Annotated in this window: 26 protein-coding genes; 12 read left to right on the top strand and 14 right to left on the bottom strand. The window is 63.7% G+C overall.

Features of this window, described 5'->3' with window-relative positions; genetic code table 11:
- Positions 1 to 238 precede the first annotated feature (238 nt).
- Positions 239 to 1,048, bottom strand: coding sequence for a DUF3108 domain-containing protein (locus BcanWU425_RS03075; RefSeq protein WP_204512785.1), 810 nt, complete (start codon positions 1,046 to 1,048; stop codon positions 239 to 241).
- 627 nt (positions 1,049 to 1,675) lie between these two features.
- On the opposite strand from BcanWU425_RS03075, the gene rpmB reads away from it, so the two are divergent.
- Both rpmB and BcanWU425_RS03065 read left to right on the top strand, forming a co-directional pair.
- Complete coding sequence (rpmB, locus tag BcanWU425_RS03070; protein ID WP_026232426.1) at positions 1,676 to 1,987, top strand: 50S ribosomal protein L28; 312 nt, start codon at positions 1,676 to 1,678, stop codon at positions 1,985 to 1,987.
- 159 nt (positions 1,988 to 2,146) lie between these two features.
- Positions 2,147 to 5,947 (top strand): hypothetical protein, encoded by a 3,801-nt coding sequence (locus BcanWU425_RS03065; protein WP_204512786.1) that lies wholly within the window; start codon positions 2,147 to 2,149, stop codon positions 5,945 to 5,947.
- A gap of 157 nt (positions 5,948 to 6,104) precedes the next feature.
- Here the strand turns inward: BcanWU425_RS03065 and BcanWU425_RS03060 are convergent, their stop codons facing one another.
- From BcanWU425_RS03060 to BcanWU425_RS03050, 3 genes are all read right to left on the bottom strand, one after another.
- Positions 6,105 to 6,383, bottom strand: coding sequence for a DUF1488 family protein (locus BcanWU425_RS03060; protein ID WP_085351675.1), 279 nt, complete (start codon positions 6,381 to 6,383; stop codon positions 6,105 to 6,107).
- 196 nt (positions 6,384 to 6,579) lie between these two features.
- Positions 6,580 to 6,876, bottom strand: coding sequence for a hypothetical protein (locus BcanWU425_RS03055; protein ID WP_204512787.1), 297 nt, complete (start codon positions 6,874 to 6,876; stop codon positions 6,580 to 6,582).
- Positions 6,869 to 7,135: a hypothetical protein gene (locus BcanWU425_RS03050; RefSeq protein WP_085351640.1), complete on the bottom strand. Its 267-nt coding sequence runs from the start codon at positions 7,133 to 7,135 to the stop codon at positions 6,869 to 6,871. The genes BcanWU425_RS03055 and BcanWU425_RS03050 overlap by 8 nt, the downstream gene beginning before the upstream one ends.
- Positions 7,136 to 7,495: 360 nt before the next feature.
- Here BcanWU425_RS03050 and BcanWU425_RS37375 point away from each other — a divergent pair, with 360 nt between their 5' ends.
- From BcanWU425_RS37375 to BcanWU425_RS03040, 3 genes are all read left to right on the top strand, one after another.
- Positions 7,496 to 7,627, top strand: coding sequence for a hypothetical protein (locus BcanWU425_RS37375; protein ID WP_007599247.1), 132 nt, complete (start codon positions 7,496 to 7,498; stop codon positions 7,625 to 7,627).
- Positions 7,628 to 7,922: 295 nt separating this feature from the next.
- Positions 7,923 to 9,260, top strand: coding sequence for a DUF2235 domain-containing protein (locus tag BcanWU425_RS03045; RefSeq protein ID WP_204512788.1), 1,338 nt, complete (start codon positions 7,923 to 7,925; stop codon positions 9,258 to 9,260).
- 352 nt (positions 9,261 to 9,612) lie between these two features.
- On the top strand, positions 9,613 to 9,858 hold the full coding sequence (locus BcanWU425_RS03040; protein WP_007599245.1) for a PilZ domain-containing protein: 246 nt from the start codon (positions 9,613 to 9,615) through the stop codon (positions 9,856 to 9,858).
- A 243-nt stretch (positions 9,859 to 10,101) separates the two neighbouring features.
- Here BcanWU425_RS03040 and BcanWU425_RS03035 read toward each other — a convergent pair whose 3' ends face one another.
- The 5 genes from BcanWU425_RS03035 to cobS form a co-directional block, all read right to left on the bottom strand.
- Positions 10,102 to 10,512: a hypothetical protein gene (locus BcanWU425_RS03035; RefSeq protein ID WP_026232425.1), complete on the bottom strand. Its 411-nt coding sequence runs from the start codon at positions 10,510 to 10,512 to the stop codon at positions 10,102 to 10,104.
- 281 nt (positions 10,513 to 10,793) lie between these two features.
- The gene (locus BcanWU425_RS03030) at positions 10,794 to 11,906 is read right to left on the bottom strand and encodes an NADH:flavin oxidoreductase/NADH oxidase (protein ID WP_204512789.1); all 1,113 of its coding nucleotides are present in this window, start codon (positions 11,904 to 11,906) and stop codon (positions 10,794 to 10,796) included.
- Between the two features lie 118 nt (positions 11,907 to 12,024).
- On the bottom strand, positions 12,025 to 13,086 hold the full coding sequence (locus tag BcanWU425_RS03025; protein WP_204512790.1) for an esterase-like activity of phytase family protein: 1,062 nt from the start codon (positions 13,084 to 13,086) through the stop codon (positions 12,025 to 12,027).
- Positions 13,083 to 14,987 (bottom strand): cobaltochelatase subunit CobT, encoded by a 1,905-nt coding sequence (cobT, locus tag BcanWU425_RS03020; protein WP_018452934.1) that lies wholly within the window; start codon positions 14,985 to 14,987, stop codon positions 13,083 to 13,085. The genes BcanWU425_RS03025 and cobT overlap by 4 nt, the downstream gene beginning before the upstream one ends.
- A gap of 147 nt (positions 14,988 to 15,134) precedes the next feature.
- A complete protein-coding gene (cobS, locus tag BcanWU425_RS03015) occupies positions 15,135 to 16,133 on the bottom strand; it encodes a cobaltochelatase subunit CobS (protein ID WP_018452933.1) in 999 nt (332 codons plus the stop codon).
- Positions 16,134 to 16,443: 310 nt separating this feature from the next.
- On the opposite strand from cobS, the gene BcanWU425_RS03010 reads away from it, so the two are divergent.
- The 3 genes from BcanWU425_RS03010 to BcanWU425_RS03000 all read left to right on the top strand — a co-directional run bounded on the left by BcanWU425_RS03010 (position 16,444) and on the right by BcanWU425_RS03000 (position 17,737).
- Positions 16,444 to 17,103, top strand: coding sequence for a DedA family protein (locus tag BcanWU425_RS03010; protein ID WP_085358849.1), 660 nt, complete (start codon positions 16,444 to 16,446; stop codon positions 17,101 to 17,103).
- Between the two features lie 105 nt (positions 17,104 to 17,208).
- The gene (locus tag BcanWU425_RS03005; RefSeq protein ID WP_143273843.1) at positions 17,209 to 17,421 is read left to right on the top strand and encodes an antitoxin MazE-like protein; all 213 of its coding nucleotides are present in this window, start codon (positions 17,209 to 17,211) and stop codon (positions 17,419 to 17,421) included.
- Positions 17,402 to 17,737, top strand: a complete 336-nt coding sequence (locus tag BcanWU425_RS03000; protein WP_445818647.1) for a type II toxin-antitoxin system PemK/MazF family toxin — start codon at positions 17,402 to 17,404, stop codon at positions 17,735 to 17,737. Before BcanWU425_RS03005 ends, BcanWU425_RS03000 begins: the two co-directional genes overlap by 20 nt.
- A gap of 48 nt (positions 17,738 to 17,785) precedes the next feature.
- Here BcanWU425_RS03000 and BcanWU425_RS02995 read toward each other — a convergent pair whose 3' ends face one another.
- Positions 17,786 to 19,006, bottom strand: a complete 1,221-nt coding sequence (locus BcanWU425_RS02995; protein ID WP_085358851.1) for a citrate/2-methylcitrate synthase — start codon at positions 19,004 to 19,006, stop codon at positions 17,786 to 17,788.
- 75 nt (positions 19,007 to 19,081) lie between these two features.
- Between BcanWU425_RS02995 and BcanWU425_RS02990 the strand changes: the two genes are divergently transcribed.
- A complete protein-coding gene (locus BcanWU425_RS02990; protein WP_085358853.1) occupies positions 19,082 to 20,176 on the top strand; it encodes a citrate synthase/methylcitrate synthase in 1,095 nt (364 codons plus the stop codon).
- A gap of 196 nt (positions 20,177 to 20,372) precedes the next feature.
- On the opposite strand, the gene BcanWU425_RS02985 is transcribed toward BcanWU425_RS02990, so the two are convergent.
- Positions 20,373 to 21,008 carry a J domain-containing protein gene (locus BcanWU425_RS02985; protein WP_027515160.1) on the bottom strand — a complete coding sequence of 212 codons (636 nt, stop codon included), beginning with the start codon at positions 21,006 to 21,008 and terminating at the stop codon, positions 20,373 to 20,375.
- Positions 21,009 to 21,160: 152 nt separating this feature from the next.
- Here BcanWU425_RS02985 and BcanWU425_RS02980 point away from each other — a divergent pair, with 152 nt between their 5' ends.
- Positions 21,161 to 21,436 (top strand): BolA family protein, encoded by a 276-nt coding sequence (locus BcanWU425_RS02980; protein WP_026232423.1) that lies wholly within the window; start codon positions 21,161 to 21,163, stop codon positions 21,434 to 21,436.
- A 142-nt stretch (positions 21,437 to 21,578) separates the two neighbouring features.
- Here BcanWU425_RS02980 and BcanWU425_RS02975 read toward each other — a convergent pair whose 3' ends face one another.
- The 3 genes from BcanWU425_RS02975 to BcanWU425_RS02965 form a co-directional block, all read right to left on the bottom strand.
- On the bottom strand, positions 21,579 to 22,883 hold the full coding sequence (locus BcanWU425_RS02975) for an HlyC/CorC family transporter (RefSeq protein ID WP_018452925.1): 1,305 nt from the start codon (positions 22,881 to 22,883) through the stop codon (positions 21,579 to 21,581).
- Between the two features lie 90 nt (positions 22,884 to 22,973).
- Positions 22,974 to 24,122: a 3-dehydroquinate synthase gene (aroB, locus tag BcanWU425_RS02970; RefSeq protein WP_204512791.1), complete on the bottom strand. Its 1,149-nt coding sequence runs from the start codon at positions 24,120 to 24,122 to the stop codon at positions 22,974 to 22,976.
- A complete protein-coding gene (locus tag BcanWU425_RS02965) occupies positions 24,119 to 24,742 on the bottom strand; it encodes a shikimate kinase (protein ID WP_085384097.1) in 624 nt (207 codons plus the stop codon). The genes aroB and BcanWU425_RS02965 overlap by 4 nt, the downstream gene beginning before the upstream one ends.
- A 184-nt stretch (positions 24,743 to 24,926) precedes the next feature.
- Between BcanWU425_RS02965 and BcanWU425_RS02960 the strand changes: the two genes are divergently transcribed.
- Both BcanWU425_RS02960 and xerD read left to right on the top strand, forming a co-directional pair.
- The gene (locus BcanWU425_RS02960; RefSeq protein ID WP_035669499.1) at positions 24,927 to 25,073 is read left to right on the top strand and encodes a hypothetical protein; all 147 of its coding nucleotides are present in this window, start codon (positions 24,927 to 24,929) and stop codon (positions 25,071 to 25,073) included.
- 16 nt (positions 25,074 to 25,089) lie between these two features.
- Entirely contained in the window at positions 25,090 to 26,073 is a 984-nt protein-coding gene (gene xerD / locus BcanWU425_RS02955; protein ID WP_204512792.1) for a site-specific tyrosine recombinase XerD, read from the top strand.
- The last annotated feature ends 260 nt before the right edge of the window (positions 26,074 to 26,333 follow it).

The raw sequence follows: 26,333 nt of genomic DNA, 5'->3' as shown, positions 1-26,333 counted from the left end.
TTGGGTTCGCACTAGATGGAGTTTTGGCCCGCCGCACAAGCGACGTTTCGATGGCGGATTCGTTAAAGCTGGGGACGGCGCGGAGTCGAATCAGAATCGGGGAGGAGTCAAATGGATTCCTCCGCCCGACCCGCCCAAACAAAAAGCGCGAAAACAACCCCATGCACAGTAGGCATGTCGTTGAAATCGCTCGCATTTATTTTCACCAAAAAGGGGGATCAGCGCAGGGACGGCAGCCCTACTGCGTCTTCGCGACCTTGGGCGGCTGGGCGCTGGTGATGAAGGAGGTTGCTTCCAGCATGGCCGGCCCGAGCGGGGTCGGCACTTTCAGCCAGAACGGGACCAGGATGCGCGTGCCGGCGATCGGCGCGAACGCGACCTCGATGTTGCGCTGGGCGGCGAGATATTTGATCACCGGACGGTCGGGGATGTAGCCGGCGATGGGCACGAAATACAGCGAGCAGACCACGACCTGGCCGTGATAGCCCTTCTCCGCCTTGACGTTCTCCATGCGCTTGAAATCGAGCTTGAGCTCATAGCGCATGCGGCCGTCGAACACGGCGGCGCTGCCGTGGCAGGCGTCCGCCGACAGCACCTCGCCGCTGCCGGATACGCGCACCAGCGAGGCCGTCATCGGGTCCCAGACGCCGCGGCGATGCGCATCGGTGACGACGATGCGGTCGGGATCGACCGGCGGCTCCGGCACGATGGCAAAATCCTTCACATTGCCCTTGTCGAGCGTGATGCGGATCTCTTCAGTCTTCTTCGAGGTGGTGGTGGAGGCCTGGTAGCCGGTCGCGACCAGCGCGCCGTTGACCACGCGGCCCTGCGAGGCACCGGTGCCCGACCCGCCCGCGAACGATTTTAGAAGCCCCGAGGTGCCGCCGGAGGCCGCGGCCGCGAACACATCATCCTGGATGTCGATGTTCCAGGCGCCCTTGCCGACGGGAATGCCCGCCAGCGTCGCCTCATATTGCGCCTCGAGCTTGCCCTGCGCCGCCGCGGGCTCCGCCGCCCACGCCAACACCAGCCCGCCAAGGGCCGCCATGACCCAGCGGCCGGCAGCGCGCGGATGGCTTACGCGCGGATTCCTTGCGCGCCGCTCCGCTGAGCGCAGGCAGGGCGCAAGATGAGGCGTTGTGAGCACGAAATAATCCAATCGGGGCGCGAACGGTTGTTACTTAAGCCAAATACCGCGCCAAGCAATGCGTCCGGGCCCATTGGCGTCCGGAACTCCACCGGACTTTTCGGGCGCGAATACGCCGTTTATGTGATGGTAAGGCGTGATAATCATTGCCGTTTTGGTGATCGGGGTGGGACTGAAAAGCGCACCTCACCCCGCCACCTCCACCGGCGTCATGCCCCGGCTTGACCGGGGCATCCAGTACGCCGCGGCTCCTCTGGTCAGCCGTACCGGCGCGGAGTACTGGATCGCCCGGTCCCGGCTCCGCCAAGGCTACGTCGAGGCCCACACCGGTGCTCGGCCCGCCGAAGCTTCAGCGAAGGCGGCGAGCCGGGCGATGACGGCTACCTTGGAGCACGAAACCCGCCCCAAAACCTTGACGTCCCGCCGCTTCCCCCCTATACGTCCGCCCGCTCCCTGCAAGGACAGAGATTTGCCCGTGGCGCCCCGAATGGCGGCCGCACATCGTTGGGAAAGATTGAGGATTTTGCCATGTCTCGCCGCTGCGAATTGACGGCCAAGGGCCCCCAGGTCGGCCACACGGTCAGCCACTCCAACATCAAGACCAAGCGCCGCTTCCTGCCGAACCTGGTCAACGTGACCTTCATCAGCGAAGCGCTGGGCCGCAACGTGCGCCTGCGCGTCTCCACCAACGCGATCAAGAGCGTCGACCACAATGGCGGCCTCGACCCCTTCCTGCTCAAGGCCAAGGCCGCCGTGCTGTCGCCCCGCGCCCTCGAGCTGAAGCGCGCCATCCAGAAGAAGGTCGGCCCGACCCCCGCGCCGGAGAAGAAGGCGAGCTAAGAATTTTCGGATTGGGCGAGGGCTTGCGTCGCGAGGCGTAGGCTTAGCCGGATGGAGTTTAGCATTGCGGCCGGATCGGAAGATCCGGCCGTTTTTGTTTGTGAAAAGAGCGATGTCTCTTTGTGGTAGAGTTGTTGAGTCTTGGTGTCCGGCGGACTCATGCTCGAGATTAGCTCCGAAGATATAGCACAGCTGTCCGATGAGGATCTGCGCGCGCTCGTCGGTCGCCTTGCTGAATCCGAGCTCCGACACCTTGGTCTCCCTGCAAGCGCTGTGACATACGGAGGAAATCAGAACGCTCCGGATGGCGGCATCGACGTACGCGTAAGTCTTCCGCACACAGCCCAACTGGGCGATTTCCTGCCCTGCAGCGAAGTTGGATTTCAGGTCAAAAAGTCTCCGATCTTGCCATCTGACATCTCTCCGGAGATGTGCCCCGACGGCGGTTTGCGCCCCTCAATCTCCGGTCTCGCGCAGAATGCGGGCGCTTACATCATCGTCAGCGCAGGGACAGACGCTTCAGACACTGCACTCGAAGATAGACGGCGAGCGATGCGGGCCGCTGCGGCTCGCGATAGAAAGGCCGAAAAGTTATCTCTACATTTCTATGATCGATCGCGCATCGCAACGTGGCTCCGCAACCATCCGGCGCTAGTGCCATGGGTTAGACAACGAATTGGCCGCACGATTCAAGGTTGGCAATCTCACGGCGCTTGGTCCTATTCATCTTCCAAATCTGACGATCAGTATCTCAAAGATAGTACACTTCGCTTTCGAGAAGTTCGACAGAAAGGCGGCAGCATTTCGATCGATGACGGTATCCGATCGTTGCGCAACACCCTTGGAAGGACGGGAGGTGTTGCACGTCTTGCCGGACTATCAGGCGTCGGAAAGACGCGCCTAGCCCAGGCGCTCTTTGATGAAAGCGTCGGCGATGCAAGCCTCGACCCAAGCCAAGCGATTTATTGCGATCTCGGAGACGCCCCTAATCCACCGCCGATCCATATGGCGGAAAATCTGTCTGTCGGGAAACAGCGCATCATTCTTGTGGTGGACAATTGTCCAGGCGACCTCCATCGCCGTTTAACTACGGTTTGCCAACGACCGGGAAGTCCTCTGAGCCTCCTTACGATCGAGTATGACATCCAAGAGGACGAACCCGACAGCACCGACGTCTTCAAGCTAGAGCCGTCGTCGGACGACCTCATTGAGCATCTCATTCAACGGCGCTATCCTGCACTCTCACAAATAGACATCGCCAGTATCGCGCGATTCTCTGGAGGCAACGCACGTGCTGCCCTCGTTGTTGCAAACACCGTCGAACGCAACGAAACGGTCGCCAGCCTCTCTGATGATGAATTGTTGCAGCGCCTTTTTTATCAACGCAGAGGACCAGACGAGCGCTTAATGAAGGCCGCACAGGTCTGTGCGCTCGTTTATTCGTTCGAAGGTGAGAGCCTTTCCGGCCCCTCAGCTGAGCTCCCGCGTTTAGCTCAGCTGATTGGCATGCAGCCAGAAGAACTGTTTGGTTATGTGAACTCGCTCAAAGCTCGTGGCTTAATTCAGCAGCGGAGTGTCTGGCGCGCGCTTCTGCCTCATACGATCGCAAACAACGTTGCCAAATTGGCACTTCGAACATTCCCGCTTTCTATGATCGAGAATGCGGTAAGCACCAATCGCCTAAAGCGATCCTTTGCTCGCCGCCTCGGGTTTCTCCACGACAGCAGCGAAGCCAGAGAGATCGTGGGCCGATGGTTATCTCCAAAGGGCGAGCTTTCATCAGCCAGCGCATATGACGGACTGAACGATCAAATCCTTCAATATGTCGCGCCTGTGGATCCAAAAGCTACGCTAGGATGTCTTGAGCGGCTGATAGGAGCCGACAGCGACAATATTTCTGTTGAACGGTGGCGGCACTCTCAAATTGCTCGACTGCTTCGATCGATTGCATACGACCCCGAACATTTCGAGCGCTGCATCAATTTACTTCTCGTCCTTGCTGAAGCGGAAGATCGTCGTGATACACGCCCCCATCAGACCATAATTGACATTATCGAACGTCTTTTTCAGATTAGATTTTCCGGCACCCTTAGTCCCATTGGCCTCAGAATTGAGATAGCCAAGCGGCTGCTTCGCTCGGAGAAAGATCTGCATAGACAGTGCGGGGTAAGGGCGGTCGAGGCACTGTTACGGACCGGAAATTTTCGTCACGGCGACTCTTTCGAGTTTGGGGCACGCGCGCGCGGATATGGTCTTTGGCTCAAGAGCCGAGCGGATCTGGCCCATTGGTTCCGAACCAGCCTTGCACTCGCACAGGAGTTTGCATGCTCGGAAGAGTTTACTGCTTCGCAGCTGCGTTCCGTAATCGCTAGGTCGTTAGGGGGACTTTGGACCTGGGCTGGCGTTAATGACGAGTTGGAACGGCTTATACACGATCTCAAACCTTACGGATGGCACGAAGGGTGGATTGCACTCAATAAATTGCTGAAGAGTATTCGATCTGCGGAACGCGGCGAAGACTATAATCGGCTAATTCGCCTTGAGCGACTTTTGCGGCCGACTGATCTGCTCTCCCGGACACGAGCGGTGGTTCTTACCGAACCATGGGACCAAGTGGACTATGCCGAAACTGAAATTACGGAGGATGAGAATAGCGAAATTACTTCGTTCCACCGCGCAATGGATCTCGCAGAGGAGCTAGGCCAGGCAGTGGGCGCAGACGATGCAGCGCTTCGCACCTTGCTGCCCGACATCATTTCCGCGAGAGTTGGTCGCTTGACGCGGTTCGGGGTAGGCTTGGCCAAATCAGGCGGCAACCTAACGAGTCGATGGAATATCTTGATAGATGCCTTCCACTCCAATCCCAGCGAGCAACGAAATTACGGCGCGCTGTGCGGATTTCTTATGGGCGTACACGAGAGCAACGCCGACCTAGCGGATCGCCTCCTTGACGACCTAGTTGACGACGCGAACATCGCGCCGGCACTACCTGCATTGCAAACTGTGATACCCTTAACTGTCAAAGGCCTTGATCGCCTTAAACGGTTACTCGACTTAGACGTCGCACCGATCGAAAACTATCGTAGCTTGGCGACCGGCCGTTATATCGATGACATGGCCGCCAATGATCTTGCACTTCTGATCAACGTGATTCAGCAGAAAACTTGCGGATTTGCGGTCGCGTGTGAGATCTTATCCATGCGGCTTCATGGAAACCAAAGCGACCAACATCAGCCAGCACTAGCCGAAGCGGGACGATCGCTTCTCGCTGACGTTACATTCAGCAGAGACGATGGCATGATGGACTACCGCCTAGAGCAGATTGTTAAATATTCTCTTAGAGATCATGAAGGCGCTGAAGCGGCTTTTGCCGTATGCAAGAGACTCCGCATTGCGCTGGAGAATGGTGATATCTACCGCTTCAATGCAGAACGCTTTCTTTCCGCTATTTTTGCAACTCAGCCGGATGCGGCTTTGGACGCTTTCTTTGGGGACTACTCCGCCGTGGAGGAATTTGGACAACACTTCAATCGAAGCCTAGCTTCTAGTGACAGGAATCCGCTGGATAGTGCCCCTGATGACGCGGTCATTAGATGGTGTGAACGAGATCCGACAATTCGCTATCCTTTGATGTCGAGCGTCATTTCATATAGTTGCAATTCTGGTGAACTACCGCTGCAACAGTGGACACCGCTAGCGCTTCGCCTCCTGAGACACGCCCCGGACAAGTCCGCAGCATTATTACATTTCATTGAACGATTCTGTCCAACAAGCTGGGAGGGGTCTCGTGCTGCATATATCGAAAATCGATTACCACTACTTACGGATCCAAACCTCCACTTGGAGCGGTCTGATTTGGAACTGGCCCGTAGAAAGGTGACCGAACTACAAAGAGAAGTCGAAGACTGTCGTGCTAGTGAGGCGCAACACGAGCGTAGCAGGGGAGAAAGCTTCGAATAGCAACTGAGCGCATTTTCTTCCGGTATAGCCGATTTGCTATCTCGTCCGGGAGGAATTCAGCTATACTCATCCATACAGTGGAGCACTGGCACAACAGCGATCATAAATCGGAGTCTTAAGCTTCGTCGTTTGCTGTGACAGCCTCTCTGAGAGCCCCCTAACCCCGAAAATCAATGCTCCGCAGCACGATCCCCGGCGGCGTGCCTTCGAACTCCGTCGCCTGGTATTTGCGTCCGGTGCAGGCTTCGATGCGTTCGCGCAGGCGCGTGAACTGCTCTTCGCGCTCGCTGGGCCTGGCGCGCGGGCCGCGCTCGAGGTCGTCCATGGCGGAGGTCGAGATCGCGCAGGCGATCTCCTTTGCGCCGTCCTGCATCGAGAACTGGACGATGCCGCGGTCCTGGTCATGGGCGATGAAGCGGCTGGTGGTGAGCGTCATGGGGTACTCCTTTTGCGTCCGCGTCGTGCCGGACTTGCGCAATTGCGCACTGGGGGCGGCGCCGGTCAGCGTTATCGAAGCAGGCTGTGGCACGAGGGTGCACAACAACTGACTTCGGTGGTTATGGGTCCCGGCTCCGTGCGCAATTGCGCACTCGGCCGGGACGACGCCGGTGGTTGCGCGCGTTGCCTCGCCGTCAGCCGTCGCCGTTGAGCCTTGCGAAATCGTCGAACAGCGCGGCCACCAGCGCGCGGTGGCGGGTGTCCTCGGTGGGCAGGCTCGCAGCATAGAGGTTGAGCAGATGGCGGGCCTTCACGGCGGCCTCCGGCCAGGAGGTGGCGGGCACCGACATCATGCGGTTTTCGAGCTCGGCCTCGCGCTCGCGCAGCTCCCTGACCTGGGCCTCGACATCGGCCAGCGCGCGGCGCAGATCGGTTGCCTTCTGGGCGGCCATGCCGCGGTGGCTGTCGAGATCGACCGGAATTTCAGTCATTGGCGGCACTCGCGTCGATACGTTGGGCATCCGCCAGGTCGACCGAGCCGATCGACAGCATCTCCGTCGCACCGCGCACGCCTTCGGAGGGCACCGTGATCATGGTGGCGACGCGGCGATAGGACGCGAACGACAGGCCCTCGATCATCTCCTCGTCGGTGACGACCTCATAGGCGCCGGCCGGCAATTCGCGCTCGAGACCGCGGATGTGGAATGGATGCTTGAAGGTGATGGTTTCTCGCCGCGAGCGGATGGTCATGCGCGCCTGCCTTTCGCAAAGAAGGGGCCCCAACCGACACCAGCTAAGGCGAACCATGCGCTTGTTACCCGGCAATAGCCAGCATTATGTCAGCGTGGGCCGGGACTTAAGGCGCAAGCGCGGTGCTCGCACGCGGCGTTTTAGTCCTCGCAATCGGCAGGGCGCGGGCGTACGCTCGACCACGTCAGCGCAGCTCACGCAATTGCCGCGCGTCGATGTTGCGCTGCATCTTTCGCGCCTCGTGTGCGCAGCGGCGATCTTCATTGGTTCGGGCGGGTGCATCTCAGAGCCCTGCCCAGCGACCATTGCAACGCCGATCTCGCACGCGGACGAACTCGAAACCCAGGAGGAGACGACGTCATGGCCAAGGGACAGCAACGCAGCAACCGCGAGACCAAGAAGCCGAAAAAGGACAAGATCAAGACCAGCGCCGCAGCGCCGAGCCGCAAGGACGCGGCGTGGCAGCCGGAGATCGGCCAGAAGAAGAAGTAGAGGTGCGGGCGCTGTTTTCCCTTCTCCCCTTGTGGGAGAAGGTGGCATAGGCGGCCTTCGGCCGCCGTTCTTGAAAACGCCGATGCTTCGCATCGGCTATGGCGCCGGATGAGGGGTCTGTCTCCGGGAGTTCTGACGCGAGAGATTCGCACGCGGAGAGAGACCCCTCACCCGGCTCGCCGCTTCGCGGCGATCCACCCTCTCCCACAAGGGGAGAGGGGAAGAAGCGCCATCTCCCTCTCCCCACGCTTTTCCGCTATACTCGCCCGGGTAGCATCAGCGGGAGGGGCATCCTGTGGATCACGAGCGCAACGCCGAGCATACATCCGAGCCGAAGAACCTCGTCATCTGCTGTGACGGCACCGGCAACGAGATCTCGGAGAACATCTCCAACGTCCTGAAGCTCTATCGCTGCCTGCGCAAGACCGACAAGACGCGGCCGCGGCAGCTGGTGTTCTACGATCCCGGGGTCGGCACGGTGACGGAGCCGTCGACGTGGCACCGCTGGAAAGCCAACGTCAATCTGGTGCTGGGGCTCGCCACCGGCTACGGGCTCGATGACAACACGCTGTCGGCCTATTGCTTCCTGGTCCAGCACTACGCGCCCGGCGACAGGATCTATCTGTTCGGTTTTTCGCGCGGTGCCTACACGGTTCGCGTGCTGGCGGGGCTGATCCACAAGATCGGCCTGATCTCGCCGGAGCAGGCCAACCTCGCAGGCAGTGGCCTCGTCGCCTACAAGCAATATTCCGGCACCGGGCGCGGCAACGATGTCAGCGACCTCATCGATGAGGGGTTTGACGACAGCGGGCCGCTGCCGAAAAACAAGTTCGATCTCGCCGCGCAGTTCGCACGCATCACCTCGTCGCGCTGGCCGACCATCCACTTCATCGGCGTCTGGGACACGGTGGCGAGCGTGATCGTGCCGCGCGCCGACCGGGGCTATTTGCCGAGCTTCGAGGAGCTCGCCTTCACGCTGCGCAATCCCAGCGTCAACATCTTCCGCCAGGCGATCGCCATGGACGAGCGGCGCTGCATGTTCCGCCTCAAGGCGTATGAGGAGCCGCAGGAGTACTGGCGCAACCGCTTCGTGCCCGACGACAAGAAGGAGCCGCAGGACATTTTGCAGGTGTGGTTCGCCGGCGTGCATTGCGACGTCGGTGGCGGCTATCCGGAAATCGAGAGCGGCGAGTCCAAATATCCGCTGCTCTGGATGATCGAGGAGGCGACGAAGGCCGGGCTGAACTTCAACCCGCGCACGGTGAACCAGCTCGCCTGGGGCATCCAGCGCAAGAACTCGCCGTTCCAATACGTGCCGCCGGCTTACACCGGCAAGACCGGCGAGCTGCATGATTCGATGACGGCGCCCTGGCGCGTGCTGGAGTATCTGCCGAAGAGCGCGACCTACAAGGAATGGCCGGCGCGGAAGGTGTTTCTCGGGCTCTACATCCCCGATTGCGAGCCGCGCCTCATCCCCGAAGGCGCGCATGTGCATGAGAGCGTGGTGAAGCGGATGGCGGTGGAGCCGGGCTATCGGCCGGTGAATTTGCCGAAGGACTATGTGACGGTGCCGATGCCGCTGCCGCCGGGTGTGGGCATGGTGGCGGAGTCGGGGGAGATCGTGGTGGGGTGAGGGCCTTCCCTTCTCCCCCTGTGGGAGAAGGTGGCATAGGCGGTCTTCGGCCGCCGTTCTTGAAAACGCCGATGCTTCGCATCGGCTATGGCGCCGGATGAGGGGTTGTCGCCGCGAACGCGAAAGCTTCGTATGCCGTGCGAGACCCCTCACCCGTCTCGCCACTTCGTGGCGATCCACCCTCTCCCACAAGGGGAGAGGGGGAAGCCTTCCCACCCCGCTACCGCCGCTTTCTCCATTCGCCGACACTTTTCATTAAAATTCTCCAGCCCGCCTTAGCCGGATCGAATCAACTCCTTGGCATCATCTCCCGACCACCCGCGCCATCCGCGGAAATTGGAGGAGAGTGCCAATGCATCCGCGACGACACGCCCGCGTCAAACCCGCGGGCCTCGTGTCCCGCCAGGCCAAGATCATCACCGACCCGCGCGCGCCGGTGATCCCCTGCACGCTGATCGACTATTCGCCGGGCGGCGCCTGCGTCGATCTCGGCGGCCAGGTGAAGATTCCCGATCGCTTCGAGCTGCTGCATGTGAACACGAAAAAACGCTGCCGCGTGGCGTGGAAGCGCGGCACGAAGGTGGGCGTGGTGTTTTGACTCCTTCCAGCTGCTGAACAAGGCCGCGCTCCACACTCCGCTCGGCTCCCTCCCCCTTGTGGGGGAGGGTTGGGGAGAGGGGTGGCCCAGCAAAAGGTGTTAGTTACGTGCGAAGCGATGGCAACAGAGTGTCGCTTCATTCGACAGAGCACGCCGTGTGGCTACCCCTCTCCCTAGCCCTCCCCCACAAGGGGGGAGGGAACGCAGTGTACTTGCGGCGCGATCTCTCCCAACACAACAAATTCACGGCTTCCGCATCCGCGCCTTTGCGCCCGCGACGATCTGCATCGCGACGCCGGCGATCCAGCCGAACAGAGCGAACCAACTCCAGGCGATGTGCGGATCGAGGCGGAGCACGATGATGGCGACGGAGGCGAGCGCGGTGAGCGTGGCGCAGAGCGTGCCGGCGGCGCTCAACAGTTCCGCTGCATCGATGTCGCCGTGGGCCTCGTCGAACGGCAATTGCGGTGTGTCGATGCCGAGATAGAAGCCGACGAAGCCCAGCACCATCATCAGCAGCAGGAAGCCCTCGGTGGTGAGCGCGGGGATCGCGGATCCCACGTAAGCGCCGACGAACAGCCCGCACGCCGCGCCCGCCATCGCAAGCCCCACGCGCTCGATGACGTGGGCAGCTTTTCGAACACGAAATCGCATGGCGGGCCTCCGCGAGGCGTTGGACGCGCGCGAGGTTAGGCCAGATTTGGCGGAGGTGGAAGCTGAGAGGGTTTACGGATGCGTGAGGCGGGACGGCACGGGACCAAAAGGTACGCGGAGCAACGACCTTGGCGTGTGTCGCATGGCTGCCTCCCCATCCTCATGGCGAGCGCAGCGAAGCAATCCAGGCTCTTTCCGCGGACACAGCCTGGATTGCTTCGTCGCAAGGGCTCCTCGCAATGACGAGTTTGCGGCGCGGTCCTCGCGCCAGACTCGGCCCCTCACCGCGCCCCGAACGTGGTCTTGCCGAACAGCGCCTTCTGGGTCGAGGGCTGCGAGCGCCAGTATTGCGGCGGGGCTTCGACCTCGCCGCCGAGTTCGGCTGCGGCGTGCCAGGCCCAGCGCGGGTCGTAGAGCAAGCCGCGGGCGAGCGCGACCATGTCTGCCTTGCCGGAGGCGACGATCTCTTCGGCCTGCTTCGGCTCGGTGATCAGGCCGACCGCGATGGTGGGCAAACCCGTCTCGCGCTTGATGGCCTCTGCAAACTGCACCTGATAGCCGGGGCCGAGTGCGATCTTCTGCAGCGGCGAGACGCCGCCGGAGGAGGCATCGATCCAGTCGACGCCGCGCGCCTTCAGCGCGTTTGCGAATGCGATGGTCTGCGTCAGGTCCCAGCCGCCCTCGACCCAGTCGGTCGACGACACCCGCATGCCGACCGGCTTGTCGTGCGGGAATACGGCGCGGACCGCGTCGTAGACCTCCAGCGGGAAGCGCATGCGGTTCTCGAGCGAGCCGCCATATTCGTCGGTGCGCCTGTTCGAGATCGGCGACAGGAATTGATGCAGGAGATAGCCGTGCGCGCCGTGCAGCTCGATCGCGTCAATGCCGATGCGATCGGCGCGCTTGGCGGCATCGACGAAGGCCTCGCGGATGCGCTTGAGGCCCGCGGCATCGAGCGCCAGCGGCGCGGCCTCGCCCTCCTTGTGCGGCAGCGCCGACGGCGCCACGGTTTGCCAGCCGCCCGCGTCCTGCGGAATCAGCTGGCCGCCGTCCCAGGGCCGCGCGCTGCTGGCTTTCCGGCCGGCATGCGCGAGCTGCATCGCCACCGCGGTCGAGGAATGTTTCCGCACCGCGGTGAGGATCTGCTTCAGCGCGGCCTCGGCGGCATCGCTGTAGAGCCCGAGGCAGCCCGGCGTGATGCGGCCGATCGCCTCGACATGGGTCGCCTCGATGCAGAACATCGCGGCGCCCGACAGGCTGAGATTGTTGATGTGGGTGAAGTGCCAGTCGGTGGGGACGCCGTCCTCGGCCGAATATTGGCACATCGGCGACACCACGACGCGGTTCTTCAAAGTCAGGCCGCGCAGCTTGATCGGGGAAAACAGGGCGCTCATGCGGGGGAGTTCCGAAGGGATAGAGGGCGATGCAGGGGAGTGTAGTGGGCGATGCGCCGATTGCCAGCCGCGCGGGGGGCATGGCGGCTCGCGGGGGATGCATTGCGGCCGCGCCGCCCTACTCCACCAACGCGAACTGCAGCAGCAGGGTGCGCTGGAGCATCGAGAAATTGTCGTCCGACACCAGCGTCAGCACGGTCTCGCCGTCAGCCGTGACGTGGGCGTCGATGCCTTCCATGTTGTCGATCTCGTGGCCGAGATCGGCCTTGAACAGCACGGGGCCGTCGACCAATGCGCCGGGCGCGATCGATTTCAGGGGGATGGCGCGGATGCGGATATCGACGCCGGTGAACCAGGAGAATTTGCGTTCGAGGATCAGGAGATCGCCCGAGGGCAGCAGCACGGCGTCGCTGATGAGCTGCTGGTCGGTGCGGCGAATGCTGAACTGGCCCGGTGTGGGACCGCCGAGCAAAAATCCGATCAGATTGCCGTCGGCATCGAAGCCGCCTTCCGACAGCGCGATCAAGGTGCCCGCGAGCGGCTGCCCCTTCGGAACGAACACCAGCGCCTCGAGCCCCTTGTTGTAGGGCAGTTTGCGCACCGCCGGCGGGGTCGGCAGCACCTCGCCGCGCGCGCGTGTGCCGCCCTTCGCAAAATCGAACCGCATGATCTGGTTGACGCGCTCGAGCCCGACATAGACGAGGTCGCCGTCACGCGCGAGCGACTCAGTGTCGTACCACAGCCGCTTCTCCGTGATCGGCCGCCCCTCCGCATTGAGCACGGGCGCGGCCTCGACGTCGTCGAGACCCGTCATGCTCCGCCCGGAATAACGGATGCGACCGGTGAACCAGGTGCCCTGGTCGGAGATCGCGAGGAAGCGCTCGCCTTTGCTGTCGAGAAAGCGGAAGCCGGACAGGCCGCCGAAGCCGCGATGCGGCGAGGTCAGCACCAGGCCGCCGCGATAGTCCAGCGAACCGAACCGCGTGCGCGCGCGGTCGCGCGGCTCGAAATTGGGGATCGGCCGCGCGTTGACCTCGATGCCAACGGGCGCTGCGACGGCGTGCTCGATCAGCGCCGGCTTCGGCGCCGGCTGCGCCCGCGCCAGGCGAGACAGTGCGAAAGTGGAAAATCCCGCCGCCGCGTGGCCGATGAAGCTGCGGCGGGATCGATGGTTGCTCACGAATGCAGTTTGCGTCGCGGGCGGTTGGCCGGCTGCGTGGGCGCGGTGTTGGTCTCGCTGAACAGTTCGGCGAGTTTTTCGGTGATGGCGCCGCCGAGCTCTTCGGCGTCCACGATCGTCACCGCGCGGCGATAATAGCGCGTCACGTCATGGCCGATGCCGATCGCGATCAGCTCGACCGGCGAGCGGGTCTCGATCTCCTCGATGATGTGGCGCAGGTGCCGCTCGAGATAGTTGCCGGGATTGACCGACAGCGTGGAATCGTCGACCGGCGCGCCGTCCGAGATCATCATCAGGATCTTGCGCTGTTCGGGCCGGCCGAGCAGGCGCTTGTGCGCCCAGTCGAGCGCCTCGCCGTCGATGTTCTCCTTCAACAGCCCTTCGCGCATCATCAGGCCGAGGTTTTTCCGCGCACGACGCCAGGGGGCGTCCGCCGACTTGTAGATGATGTGGCGGAGATCGTTGAGGCGGCCGGGGCTGGCCGGCTTGCCGGCGGCAAGCCACGCCTCGCGCGATTGCCCGCCCTTCCAGGCGCGCGTGGTGAAGCCGAGAATCTCGACCTTGACGCCGCAACGCTCCAGCGTGCGGGCGAGGATGTCGGCGCAGGTCGCCGCGACCGTGATCGGCCGCCCGCGCATCGAGCCGGAATTGTCGAGCAGCAGCGTCACCACGGTATCGCGGAACGTCGCCTCCTTCTCGTGCATGAAGGACAGCGGGTGATAGGGATCCGTCACCACGCGCGACAGCCGCGCGGGGTCGAGAATGCCCTCTTCGAGATCGAACTCCCAGGCGCGGTTCTGCTGCGCCATCAAGCGCCTCTGCAGCCGGTTGGCGAGACGGGCGACGATGCCCTGCAGATGCGCGAGCTGCTTGTCGAGATAGGCGCGCAGCCGCTCCAGCTCGTCATGGTCGCAGAGGTCTTCGGCGGCGATGACCTCGTCGAACTTCGGCGCGAAGGCGTGATATTCCGGCCCGCGCGGCTCGTTCTTGCCGTGCGAATTCGGCCGCGTCGCCTCGCCCGGCGTCTCGTCGTCGCCGAGCTCGCCGTCGTCGAAGGTGTCGGAGGTCGAGGCCTGCGCGCTTTCCATCGCGCTCTCGCTCATCTCCTCGCTCGACGCCTGGGCCTGATCGGCGCTCATCTCCTGCGCGGCGTCGGAATCGGGCGAGCCCTCGGCGCCGGACTGATCGTTGTCGCCGTCCTGGTTCTCGTCGTTCTCGTCATTGTCTTCGCTGTCGGCGCTGCGCTCGTCGCCGATCTCGAGCGCCGTCAGCAGATCATGCACGGCATCGCCGAACCTGGTCTGGTCCTCGACCACGGTATCGAGCCGGTCGAGCCGCCTGCCGATCTTGTCTTCGAGAATAGGGCGCCAGAGATCGACCATCTTCTTGGCGGCCGTCGGCGGCGCCATGCCGGTCAGGCGCTCGCGCACCAGCATCGCCAGCGCGTCGGCGAGCGGCGCGTCGGCGCGATCGGTGATCTCGTCGAACTTGCCGCGATGGAAATGGTCGTCGAGCATCGCGGTGAGGTTTTTCGCAACGCCCGCCATGCGCCGCGCGCCGATCGCCTCGACACGGGCCTGCTCCACCGCCTCGAACACGCCGCGCGCCTGCGGATTGCCCGGCATCAGCTTGCGATGCACCTTCGGATCGTGACAGGCGAGCTTGAGCGCGATGGAATCGGCGTGGCCGCGCACGATGGCGGCATCACGCCTGGTCATCTTTCGCGCGGGCTCGGGCAGCCGCGCCTTGCCCGGCGCGAGCCCGGGACGCTCGGCGGCGAAGCTGACGTCGAGCTCGGGCGCCTTGGCGATCGCCTTCAGGCAGGAGGCCACCGAGCGCTTGAACGGCTCGGTCGGGGCTTCCTTGGTGTTGCGGAATTTGGAGTTGGAGGTGGTGCTCATCTCGCCCTTACCCGTCGTCCCCGGCGAAGGCCGGGACCCATAACCACCGGCAATCATTGCGTCAGGAGAAATTAGCAGCGTCGCTTCACCGTGAGACCTCGCGGTATGGGTCCCGGCTTTCGTCGGGACGACATATCGCAAGAGAGATCAGCTGAGCGCCACGTTCACCGACGATTCCGGCAGCTCCGCGTTGAAGCAGCGCTGGTAGAACTCGGCAACGAGAGGACGTTCGAGCTCGTCGCACTTGTTGAGGAAGGTGACCCGGAACGCAAAGCCGATGTCGCTGAAGATGTCGGCGTTCTCCGCCCAGGTGATCACCGTGCGCGGGCTCATCACCGTCGACAGATCGCCATTGGCGAAAGCGTTGCGGGTGAGGTCGGCAAGGCGAACCATCTTGTTGACGATGTCGCGGCCTTCCGTGGTGCGATAGTGCTTGGCCTTGGCCAGCACGATCTCCACTTCCTCGTCATGGCTGAGATAGTTCAACGTGGTGACGATCGACCAGCGGTCCATCTGACCCTGGTTGATCTGCTGGGTGCCGTGATAGAGGCCCGAGGTGTCGCCGAGGCCGACGGTGTTGGCGGTCGAGAACATGCGGAATGCCGGATGCGGCTTGATCACCTTGTTCTGGTCGAGCAGCGTCAGGCGGCCGGAGACTTCCAGCACGCGCTGGATCACGAACATCACGTCCGGGCGGCCGGCGTCGTATTCGTCGAACACCAGCGCGACGTTATGCTGGAGCGCCCAGGGCAGGATGCCGTCGCGGAATTCGGTGACCTGCTTGCCGTCGCGGACCACGATCGAGTCCTTGCCGACGAGGTCGATACGGCTGATGTGGCTGTCGAGGTTGACGCGCACGCAGGGCCAGTTCAGTCGCGCGGCGACCTGCTCGATATGGGTGGATTTGCCGGTGCCGTGATAGCCCGTGACCATGACGCGGCGGTTGTGGGCGAAGCCGGCGAGAATGGCGAGCGTGGTGGCACGATCGAAGCGGTAATCGGAATCGACTTCGGGGACGTGAGGATCGACTTCGGAATAAGCGGGGACTTCGAGATCGCTGTCGATCCCGAACACCTGGCGCACCGACACCTTCATGTCGGGCAAACCGGAAACTTCCTCAACTTTGGACATCGCGGCGGTCGTCATCAATCCTCCGAGGTCCCGGGCGATCCCGAGACCAGTTATTGCACGTTGGCTGCGGCTGGGTGCGATCGCGAACCTATCAGAGACAACGGGCGGGCAGAAGCCCGCCCCCCGATCAAAGTTCCGTTGTCTTTTCATCTAGATAGGCAAGGAACGCGATTTTTGGAAGGCTGCCCTGCGAATCACGCCTGAATTTCGTGCCGAAGGCACCGTCCTTGCTCCCGCGGGTGGCACTTTTACCGCCGCTCGTTACTTATGTAGGGTCTGGATATAGGGTTCGAACCCCAAGGCCCAATCCCACCACAGAGACGATGTGACGTCCTTTCTCGATCCCCTCATTTCATTCGTCTCGGCCCATGCGTGGCTGGCCTATCTGACCCTGTTCCTGGCGGCCCTGCTCGAGGCGGTTCCGGTGGTGGGGTCGGTCATCCCCGGCTCGACGATCATCCTGGCGCTGAGCGCCCTAGTCCCAGGCGGCGAGCTCAAGCTGCAATGGGTGTTGCTGGCGGCGGCGCTCGGCGCAGTGCTCGGCGATGGTTCGGCCTACTGGATCGGACACCGGCAACAACGGGAGATCCTCAACACCTGGCCGCTGACCAAGTATCCGCGTGTGGTCGAACAGAGCGAGAATTTCTTCCACCGCTTCGGCATCTGGGCGGTGTTCTTCGCCCGCTTCGTGCCGCCGATCCGTGCCTTCGTCCCGGTCACGGCGGGCGCGCTCGGCATGCCCCCGGCCCGCTTCTACGCCATCAACATCCCGGCGATCCTGGTCTGGGCGCCGGCGCATGTGCTGCCGGGCGTTTTGGCGGTGTCGGCCCTGCACGAATATGCCGGGCTGCCGCACCATGGGCATCCGTATAAGCATATGTGGATTTTGACCGTGGTCGGCGTGGCAATCGTCGTAGGCTTGGCGGTTTGGATCTATCGCCGCCGGAACGGCGGCGGCGTGGCGGTGGCGAAGCCGCGAGGGTGATAGCGTCGAGCGGCGCACTGCGGTTTGGGGACTTCGCAACGTGGCGGCCCTTGCCTCTAAGCCGTAACGCGTTACATTGTAACGCGTTACGTGGGATCGTTTCCAATGACTGCACCCGCTGAAAGAATGAAAATGATGCGCCAGCGGAGGCGGCTGCGGGGCTTGCGCGAACTGCGCCTGGTCGTAGCTGATGCTCGCTCGCGGTCAGTTCGACGACGGGTGGCGAAGCAAGTTGCCAGCCTCGACCCCGATCGCGAGCGCAACGCGCTGCAGTGGATCGAGTCGGTCTCCGAGTTTGATGCAGATGCAACGCGGTGACGTCGTGACCGTCGCTGCAACGGGCGACTATGGCAAACCCCGCCCGGCGGTCATCGTGCAGAGCGACGCTTTCCCTGAAACTCATGCCTCCGTCGTGATCTGCCAGTTGACTTCCGAACTGGCGCACGCCCCGGATTTTCGGGTGACTATCGAGCCAACCCGCGAAAATGGATTACGACTGAGATCGCAGGCGATGGCCGACAAGCCGATCACCGTGAGACGCGAACGGATCGGACAGAAGATCGGGCGCCTCGGCAGCCAGGATATTGCGCGGATCGGGATTGCTTTGGCGTTCGTGTTAGGGCTTGCGGATTGATCAGGTACCCGAGCACGGGCTTCCGCCAAGACGACCGCAGCAGCGATCCTAGCTAGCAGCGCCTCCCCTCCGCCCCGGCGCCGGTCCCACATACCTCGCCCGTGGCCTGATCAGCTTGCCGAACTGCAACTGCTCGCTCGCATGCGCGATCCAGCCGACGCTGCGGGCCATCGCGAACAGGGCGAGCTCGCTGCCGCCAGGCAGGCGCAGCGCGTGCACGAGCACCGCAAGCGCGTAGTCGATATTGACGAGTTCGCCGGTCGCCTCCGCGATCCGCTCGGGCACCTCCTTGGTGAATTTACGCGGTGCGCCTGCGCGAGAGAGCGCGTTGAGCAGCGATTGCGCGCGCCGATCGCCCCGCTTGTAGACGCCGTGACCGAAGCCGGCAAAGCGTTCGCCGAGCGCGACACGCTCGCGGACCATTGGCTCGACGTCACGATCGACCAGCGCCTTGACGAGCTGCGAGGCGAGCACGCCGGCACCGCCGTGCTTCGGTCCCTTCAGCGCGGCGAGGCCGGCGATGACGGAATCATAAAGATTAAGACCGGTCGAGGCTGCGCAACGCGCGGTGAAGGTGGACGCGTTCAACTCATGCTCGGCGAGCAGAACCAGCGCGCGGCGTATGAGATCGGCCGCGTGCTTGTTGTCGGGAGCCCAGGCACTGGCGATCTGCTGGTGCAGCGGCTCGGCGGACGGCTCCGTATTGAGCATGGTCGCGACCAGGAGCCGGACGATGCGCGCACCGACCATCGCACGTCCATCATGCGCGCGGGTGAAGGCGCGGGGATCGGCGCTCGATGCGAGCGCCAGCACGGCAATGGCGCGATCGATCGGCGCGGCGCGCCGCGCGGCCTGCGCGATCAGGCGCATCTCATCGGACACCGCGGGAAAATTGTCCGGCGCAAAGGGATCGACGCCGGAGACGTCCCACAGAAGCGTCGCCGTGTGCTCCAGCGTGTCGTTCTCCGCGAGATCGACGCAATTGACGCCGCGATAGATCGCGCCCTCCTCGGTGATGGTGGAGATCTCCGTGTCCATGACCGGCAGATCGGCATCGAAGCTGCGCAGGCCGCGCGGCTCCGGCGACGGCACCCGACGCTCCTTCAGCGCCCGGACGTCCTCGGCGCGATAGCGGTTCTTGCGCGAGTCGGGCGTCGGCTCGGAGCGGACCAGGCCGCGGCTGACATAGGCGTAGAGCGTGGCCGGCGAGATCGCGAGCTCGGCGGCGGCTTCCCGGGCGGAGAGGTAGAGACCTTCCGAATTTTTCATATTGATTGATGTAATCAAGATTGATCAATCTGTCGAGAGGCCTGATCTTTGGCTGGTGCAAAGGAGATTTGGGCCATGAACATCCACCTCACCAAGAGCCAGATCGGGCTGGACGGCGTTCCCGCGGCCGAAACCGTGCTGAGCCATGTCGACGGCGAGCGCGGCGAGTTGATCATCGCCGGCGAGCATGTTGGCCGACTGGCGAGCCAGTCGAGCTTTGAGGGCGTCACCGCCCGGCTCTGGAACGGCGCCAGCACGACCACGCTGAGCGAAGCCGATGTGCGCGCGAGCCTGGGCGCCGCACGCGAGCGCGCCTTCGCGCGGCTGGATGAGCTGCTGCCGGCAACGCGCGGCATGGGCATCATCGACGGATTTCGCGCGGCGGTCGCGGGAGTTCGCGCCGAGCACGGGCTCGCCCATGAGGCGACGATCGTCGGCGCATTCCCGGTGATTGCGGGCGCGCTCGTCCGCCGGGCTAGGGGTCTCGATCCCGTGGCGCCCGATCCGAACGTGAGCCAGGCTGCCGATACGCTTCGCATGCTGCACGGGCGCGCGCCCGAACCACGCGAGGTCAGGGCGCTGGACGCCTATCTCGTCACCGCCAGCGACCACGGCATGAACGCCTCGACCTTCACCGCGCGCGTGGTGGCCTCAACGCACGCAGATCTGTTTGCCGCCGTCACCGCCGGCTATTGCGCGCTGACGGGTCCGCTGCATGGCGGCGCGCCGGAACCGGTGCTGGAAATGCTCGACGCGATCGGCTCGCGCGAGCGCATCCAGCCCTGGGTGGACGCGGCACTCGCGCGCGGCGAGCGGATGATGGGTTTTGGTCACCGCGTCTATCGCGTGCGCGATCCGCGCGCCGACGTGCTCAAGACCGCGATCGAGGCGCTGGCTTCGGACGGCGCCGCCCTGCCCTTTGCCGGCGAGGTCGAGGCCTACATCCGCAGCGCGCTGCGCAAGAAGAATCCGGACCGGCCGCTGGAGACCAATGTGGAGTTCTTCACCGCGATCCTGCTCGATGCGCTGGCGATTCCGAGGCAGGCCTTCACGCCGATCTTCGCGGTGGCGCGCGCAGCCGGCTGGACGGCGCATGCGCGCGAGCAGCAGCGGACCGGGCGGCTGATCCGGCCGAGCTCATCATATGTGGGCGCGATGCCGAAGGCGTAGGGAATGCGTAGCCCGGAGCGCGTGCTTCCCCTCTCCCCTTGCGGGAGAGGGTGGCTCGCCGCAAAGCGGCGAGACGGGTGAGGGGTTGTCTCGACACCCTCATATCTTGCAGTTGAATTCGCCGAGAGAAACCCCTCATCCGGCGCTTCGCGCCACCTTCTCCCACAAGGGGAGAAGGGAAGACAGTGGCGCGGCCTCAGGCCTCGCGCACCACGGTCTTCAGATAATTATACGCCTTGATGATTTCGATCAGGCGATCCTCGGTGGAGCGGTCGCCACCGTTGGCATCGGGGTGGTGCTGCTTCACCAGCGCCTTGTACTTGGACTTGACGTCGGCGAGCGTGGACTCGGGGCCGAGGCCCATCACCTGGAGCGCCTTGCGCTCGGCGTTCATGATCTTGCGCGTCTCGGCCTTGGGCGCGGCCTGCGGCCCGGCGCGCCAGCCGGTACGGCCGTTCAGCTCCTGGAACATGCTGAACGGATCGAAGGCGCCGTCGATCTCGGCCTCGGCGCCCTTCTTGACGCCGCCATTGGCGCCCATCTTCCAGGTCGGACGATGACCGGTCAGCGCATCTTTCTGATAGCGCGCGACAGCGTCGGCATTCATGCCGGAGAAAAAATTGTAGTTCTGGTTGTACTCGCGCACGTGGTTCAGGCAGAAGTGCCAGTACTCACGCTGATTGTCGCGACCCTTGGGCGCACGATGCGCGCCCTTGTTCTGACACCCGGTCCATTCGCAATTGACCACGGCGTCGCGCGGCTTCACCTCCGGCTGCTTGCCTTTCGGCTTGATCCGGATGGAGTCGAAGAACTTTGATGAATCGATCGGCATGGCTGACTTTGACTACGCAATGCAAAAACCTTCAAGTCTTGACATTGCAATTAGCTGGAAAGCATAGCCGAAACTATGCTGAGGCGTCCTTGAACGGCCGCTAGAGGCGGCCTATGCAATACGGAGAGCGATCTCGCACCGTAATGACCCAGATGGCCATCAGAGACACTATCAGCAACAAGTTGCAGGAAGCTTTCACGCCGGAAAGCCTGCAAGTCGTCGACGAGTCACATTTACATGAGGGCCACGCCGGCCATCGGCCGAGCGGCGAGACGCACTTTCGGGTTTATATTGTGTCTTCCGCCTTCAAAGGGAAGAGCCGGGTCGATCGCCACCGCATGATAAATTCGGCGCTGGCCGCGGAACTCTCCGGCAGCGTGCACGCGCTGGCGATCCACGCGCAAGCGCCGGGAGAAGGCGGCAGCTAGCTCGCCGATGCGGCTGTCATGCCCGCGAAGGCGGGCATCCAGTACTCCGAGGCGGCGCGGCTAGAATCGAGCCGCTGCGGCTTACTGGGTCGTCCGCCCCAGTGCGCAAGCGCGCACAAGGCGGACGATGACAGCTACCGCTTCAAAACGACGTCCCCGCCCGCCGCCGCTTGGCTTCCTCCATTTCCGTCTCGCGCGGCACCGGTGAAATACGGAGCGCGGTGATGCGGTTGCGTTCGCGGCGGAGGACGCGGAAGCGGAAGCCGTGAAAGGTGAAACTCTGGCCGCGGTCGGGGATCGAGCGCGCCTCGTGAATGACGAGGCCGGCGACCGTCGTTGCCTCTTCGTCGGGCAGGTGCCAGTCCATGGCGCGGTTGAGATCGCGGATCGGGACCGAGCCGTCGACGACGACCGAGCCGTCCGGCTGGGCGCGCACGCCCGCGACCACGACGTCATGCTCGTCGGAGATGTCGCCGACGATCTCTTCCAGAATGTCTTCCAGCGTCACGAGACCTTCAACTTCGCCGTACTCGTCGACGACCAGGGCGAAATGAGTCTTGCGGCGGCGGAACGCCTTGAGCTGCTCGGAGACGGGCCGCATTTCCGGCACGAACCAGGGCGGCAGCGCGATGGTCGAGACGTCGATGCGCGAGGTATCGCCGTCGGACGCGCGGATCGCGCGCAGCAGATCCTTGGCGTGGAGCACGCCGATGATGTTTTCCGGTTTCTCCCGCCACAGCGGGATGCGGGTGTATTCGGCCGCCAGCACCTCGCGCACCAGATCCTCCGGCGGCAGGTCGGCGTTGATCATCGTCATCTCGGTGCGATGGATCATGACGTCGGAGACCTGGAGCTCGCGCAGATCGAGCAGCCCGCCGAGCATGTCGCGGTCGTGCTTCTCAAACTTGCCTTCATGATGCAGCAGGTCGACCGCGCCGCGGAGGCGCTCGGTCGGCGACAGGATCGCCTGGTGCTCGCCGGCAAGGCCAAACAGGCGCATCAACAGCCGCACGATGACTTCCACGATCCGCAGCAGCGGCCCCAGCACGTACATCGTCAGCCGCATCGGGCGCGCGACCGCGAGCGCCATACGGTCGGGCGCGTTGATCGCGATGGTCTTGGGCAGCACCTCGGCGAAGATCACGACCAGTGCGGTCATCAAGCCGGTGGCATAGAGCACGCCGACGTCGCCGAACCAGGCCGTGAAAATGCTGGTGGCCAGGGCGGATGCACTGATATTGGCGATGTTGTTGCCGAGCAGCAGGGCGCCGATCAGGCGCTCGCGCATGTCGAGCAGCTGCGAAACCACGTCGGCGTCGCGATTACCCTGCTTGGAGAGCCGCAGCATGCTGGCGCGCGAGGCGCCCGTCAGTGCGGTCTCGCTCGCGGCGAAGAAGCCGGAGACCAGCAGGCAGAGAATGACGATGGTGAATCCGAGCCAATCCATGAACCACTCTGGTTTCTTGTTTTGACGCGTTTCTTACGCGAACCGGTACCCACTTCGCGCGAAAACGCTGTAGCGCCGTTCAGCCTCGCGTCATGCCTTTTGCGCGAGCTTGTCCTTCAGGAAGTCGCGCACCGGAGCCGGCTCGACGTTCTTCACGGCGACGGCCCGCCCCACGGCCTCCAGCAGGATGAAGGTGAGCCTGCCGCGCTCGACCTTCTTGTCCTGCGCCATCAGCGTCATCAGCGCGTCGGCATCGGCAAGCCCCTCCTGCGCGAAGCCCGCGATGTCCTGCAAGCGCGTCGGCAAGCCGGCGTCAATGAGGTGACGCTCGACTCGCATCGCATCGGCTTCGCCGATCATGCCGAGCTTCGCGGAAAACTGCGCCGCCAGCGTCATGCCGATCGAAACGCCCTCGCCGTGAAACAGGCGGTCGGAGAAGCCGGTCGCGGCTTCCAACGCATGGCCGAACGTATGGCCGAGATTGAGCAGCGCACGCTCGCCGGTCTCGCGCTCGTCGCGCGAGACCACGCCGGCCTTGGCGCGGCAGGAGGTCGCGATCGCATGCTCGCGCGCCGAACCGCCTTTGGAGATGTCGGAATGGTTGTTCTCGAGCCAGGCGAAGAAGGCCTCGTCGCCGAGCACGCCGTATTTGGCGACCTCGGCGTAGCCGGCGCGGAATTGCCGAGCGGACAACGTGTCAAGCACGGCGGTGTCGGCGATCACCAGCACCGGCTGGTGGAAGGCGCCGAGCAGATTCTTGCCCTGCGGCGAGTTGATGCCGGTCTTGCCGCCGACGGAGGAATCGACCTGCGCCAGCAGCGAGGTTGGCACCTGCACGAAATCGACGCCGCGGCGCAGGATCGCCGCCGCAAAGCCGGCGAGATCGCCGACCACGCCGCCGCCAAGCGCGATGACGAGATCGTTGCGTTCGATTTTCGCGGCGATCAGGGCTTCGCTGACCTTTTCGAGACCGGCATAGGTCTTGGAGATCTCGCCTTCCTCGACGACGATGCGCGATGTCGGAATGCCCGCGGCTGCGAGCGAGGCCTCGGCGGGTTCGAACCAGTATTTCGCGACGGTGCGATCCGTCACGATCGCGGTGCGCACGCCGGGGCGCAGGCGCGCGACGCGTTCGCCGAGCGAGGCCAGCACGCCGCGGCCGATGACGATGTCATAGGCGCGATTCCCCAGCGCGACTTCGACATTGACAGGATCTGAATGTTTCAAAGGCGCGGTCATCGTGCGGCACTCGCGACGTCGGCTGGTGGCGGGGACGCCCGTTCGCCGCAAAGATGCGCGCGCAGCGTCTCTATCGTCTCATCGACGATCTTGTCGTGCGGCACGTCGCGCGAGGCGATGGTGAGGTCGGCATGGCCGTAGACCGGCTCGCGCTCGGTGAGCAGGCGCGTCACGGTTCCTTCGGGATCGGCGGTCTGGAGCAGCGGACGGTCGGCGCGCCGGCGCACGCGGCGCATGATGACATCATGATCGGCCTTGAGCCAGATCGATATCGCCTTCGCCGCGATCCGGGTCCGCGTCTCCTCGCGCATGAAGGCGCCGCCGCCGGTCGCCAGCACGATGGGACCGCCGTCAAGCAGACGCGCGATCACGCGGGCCTCGCCGTCGCGGAAATGCGGCTCGCCATGACGCTCGAAGATTTCCGGTATGGTCATGCCGGCCGCCGCCTCGATCTCGGTGTCGGCATCGACGAAGGGCAGCTTGAGCCGGAGAGCCATGCGGCGGCCGATGGTGGATTTGCCCACCCCCATCATGCCGACGAGCACGATCGAGCGCGTCCCCAGCGCCGACAGGATGTCGGCCTCGGGCGAGGCTTGGATCGGCAACGCGGCGTCGGGCATTTGTCTCGCTCGAATGGGTCTCGCTCGATCTGCCGCCAAAGGCGGCATCCTTTGGCCACCTATACGACCCCGCAGGGGCCCTCGCCAGAGGACTCTTGCCACGAAACGGCGAACGTGTTGGATGATTTCATTGGTTAATTTGCCCGCCAAGCCCCTGACCGAGACCCTCTCCGAGATCCTGCCGATGCCCAGCCTGTTCCGCTTCCTGACGGTCGTCGCCGTGATCGCCGGCATCGTCTATGGCGTGGTCTTCGCGCTGGCGAACTTCGTCAATCCCAAGCCGCGGGAAATGACGGTGACGATCCCGCCGGATAAGTTTCTCAAGAAATAGCAGCTAGGCTGCCGGCATGCGTGCCAGATCTTCCGATAACAAGTCCTCAGACGCCAAGCTCACCGGCCTGTTCCTCGACATGCTCGCGGCGGAACAGGGCGCCGGCCCCAATACGCTCGACGCCTATCGCCGCGACCTCACCGACTTCTCCGAGTTTCTTGGTCGCGCCGGCCATGCATTCGCGGACGCGGAAACACAGACGCTGCGCGACTATCTCGCCGATCTCGATACGCGGGGCTTCAAGTCCACCAGCGTCGCGCGACGGCTGTCGGCGATGCGGCATCTCTATCGCTTCCTCCTGAACGAACGCATCAGAACCGACGATCCCGCGGCGATCCTGTCCGGCCCCAAGCGCGGCCGCGGCCTGCCGAAGGTGCTGTCGATTGCGGATGTCGACCGCATGCTCCGCCGCGCCAAGGAATTGAGCGAGGCGGAGGATGCTTCGCTCTCGAAACGGCTGCGCGCCCTGAGACTCTATTGCCTGCTCGAGGTGCTCTACGCCACCGGCCTGCGCGTCTCCGAACTGGTGGCGCTGCCACGTACGGCCGCGAAGCGCGACGCCCGCATGATCGTGGTGCGCGGCAAGGGCAACAAGGAACGGCTGGTGCCGCTCAACGACGCCTCGCGCCAGGCGATGGCCGATTATCTCGCGGCGACCGAGGCGGCCAAGGACAACAACAAGACCGACAAGAAGAACAGCGTGGCGGCCTCGAAATGGTTGTTCCCCTCGTTCGGCGAGAGCGGACATCTGACGCGGCAGCATTTTGCCCGCGATTTGAAGGAGCTCGCGGTCACTTCGGGCCTCCAGGCCCGGCTGGTCTCCCCCCACGTGCTGCGCCACGCCTTCGCCAGCCACCTGCTGCACAACGGGGCCGATTTGCGCATCGTGCAGACGCTGCTCGGCCACACCGACATCTCGACGACCCAGATCTACACCCACGTGGTCGAGGAGCGGCTGAAGAGCCTGGTCCGCGACCTGCACCCGCTGGCGGAGAAATAGTTGCTGCCGTAGCTGCAGTAGCCCGGATGAGCGAAGCGACATCCGGGATTGACGATCGGGCGACCTGCCCCGGATATCGCTTCGCTCATCCGGGCTACGGTACTGGAACGATGAAACCGCCTTGACTTCGGCCACATCTCCGCAGAAAGAGCCGGGGCCTCACGATGATTTGGCCTGCGCTCGTTGCGAGCACACAAGCCAACTCATTGACGAACCTACACTTCTTTCCGCGACATCGAATCCGCTTCGCCGCCTCGCCC

Source organism: Bradyrhizobium sp. WU425, from assembly GCF_021052305.1.
GTDB lineage: Bacteria > Pseudomonadota > Alphaproteobacteria > Rhizobiales > Xanthobacteraceae > Bradyrhizobium > Bradyrhizobium canariense_D.
Note: the sequence above shows the minus strand (reverse complement) of the source record. Positions and strands in the feature narration are given on the sequence as shown.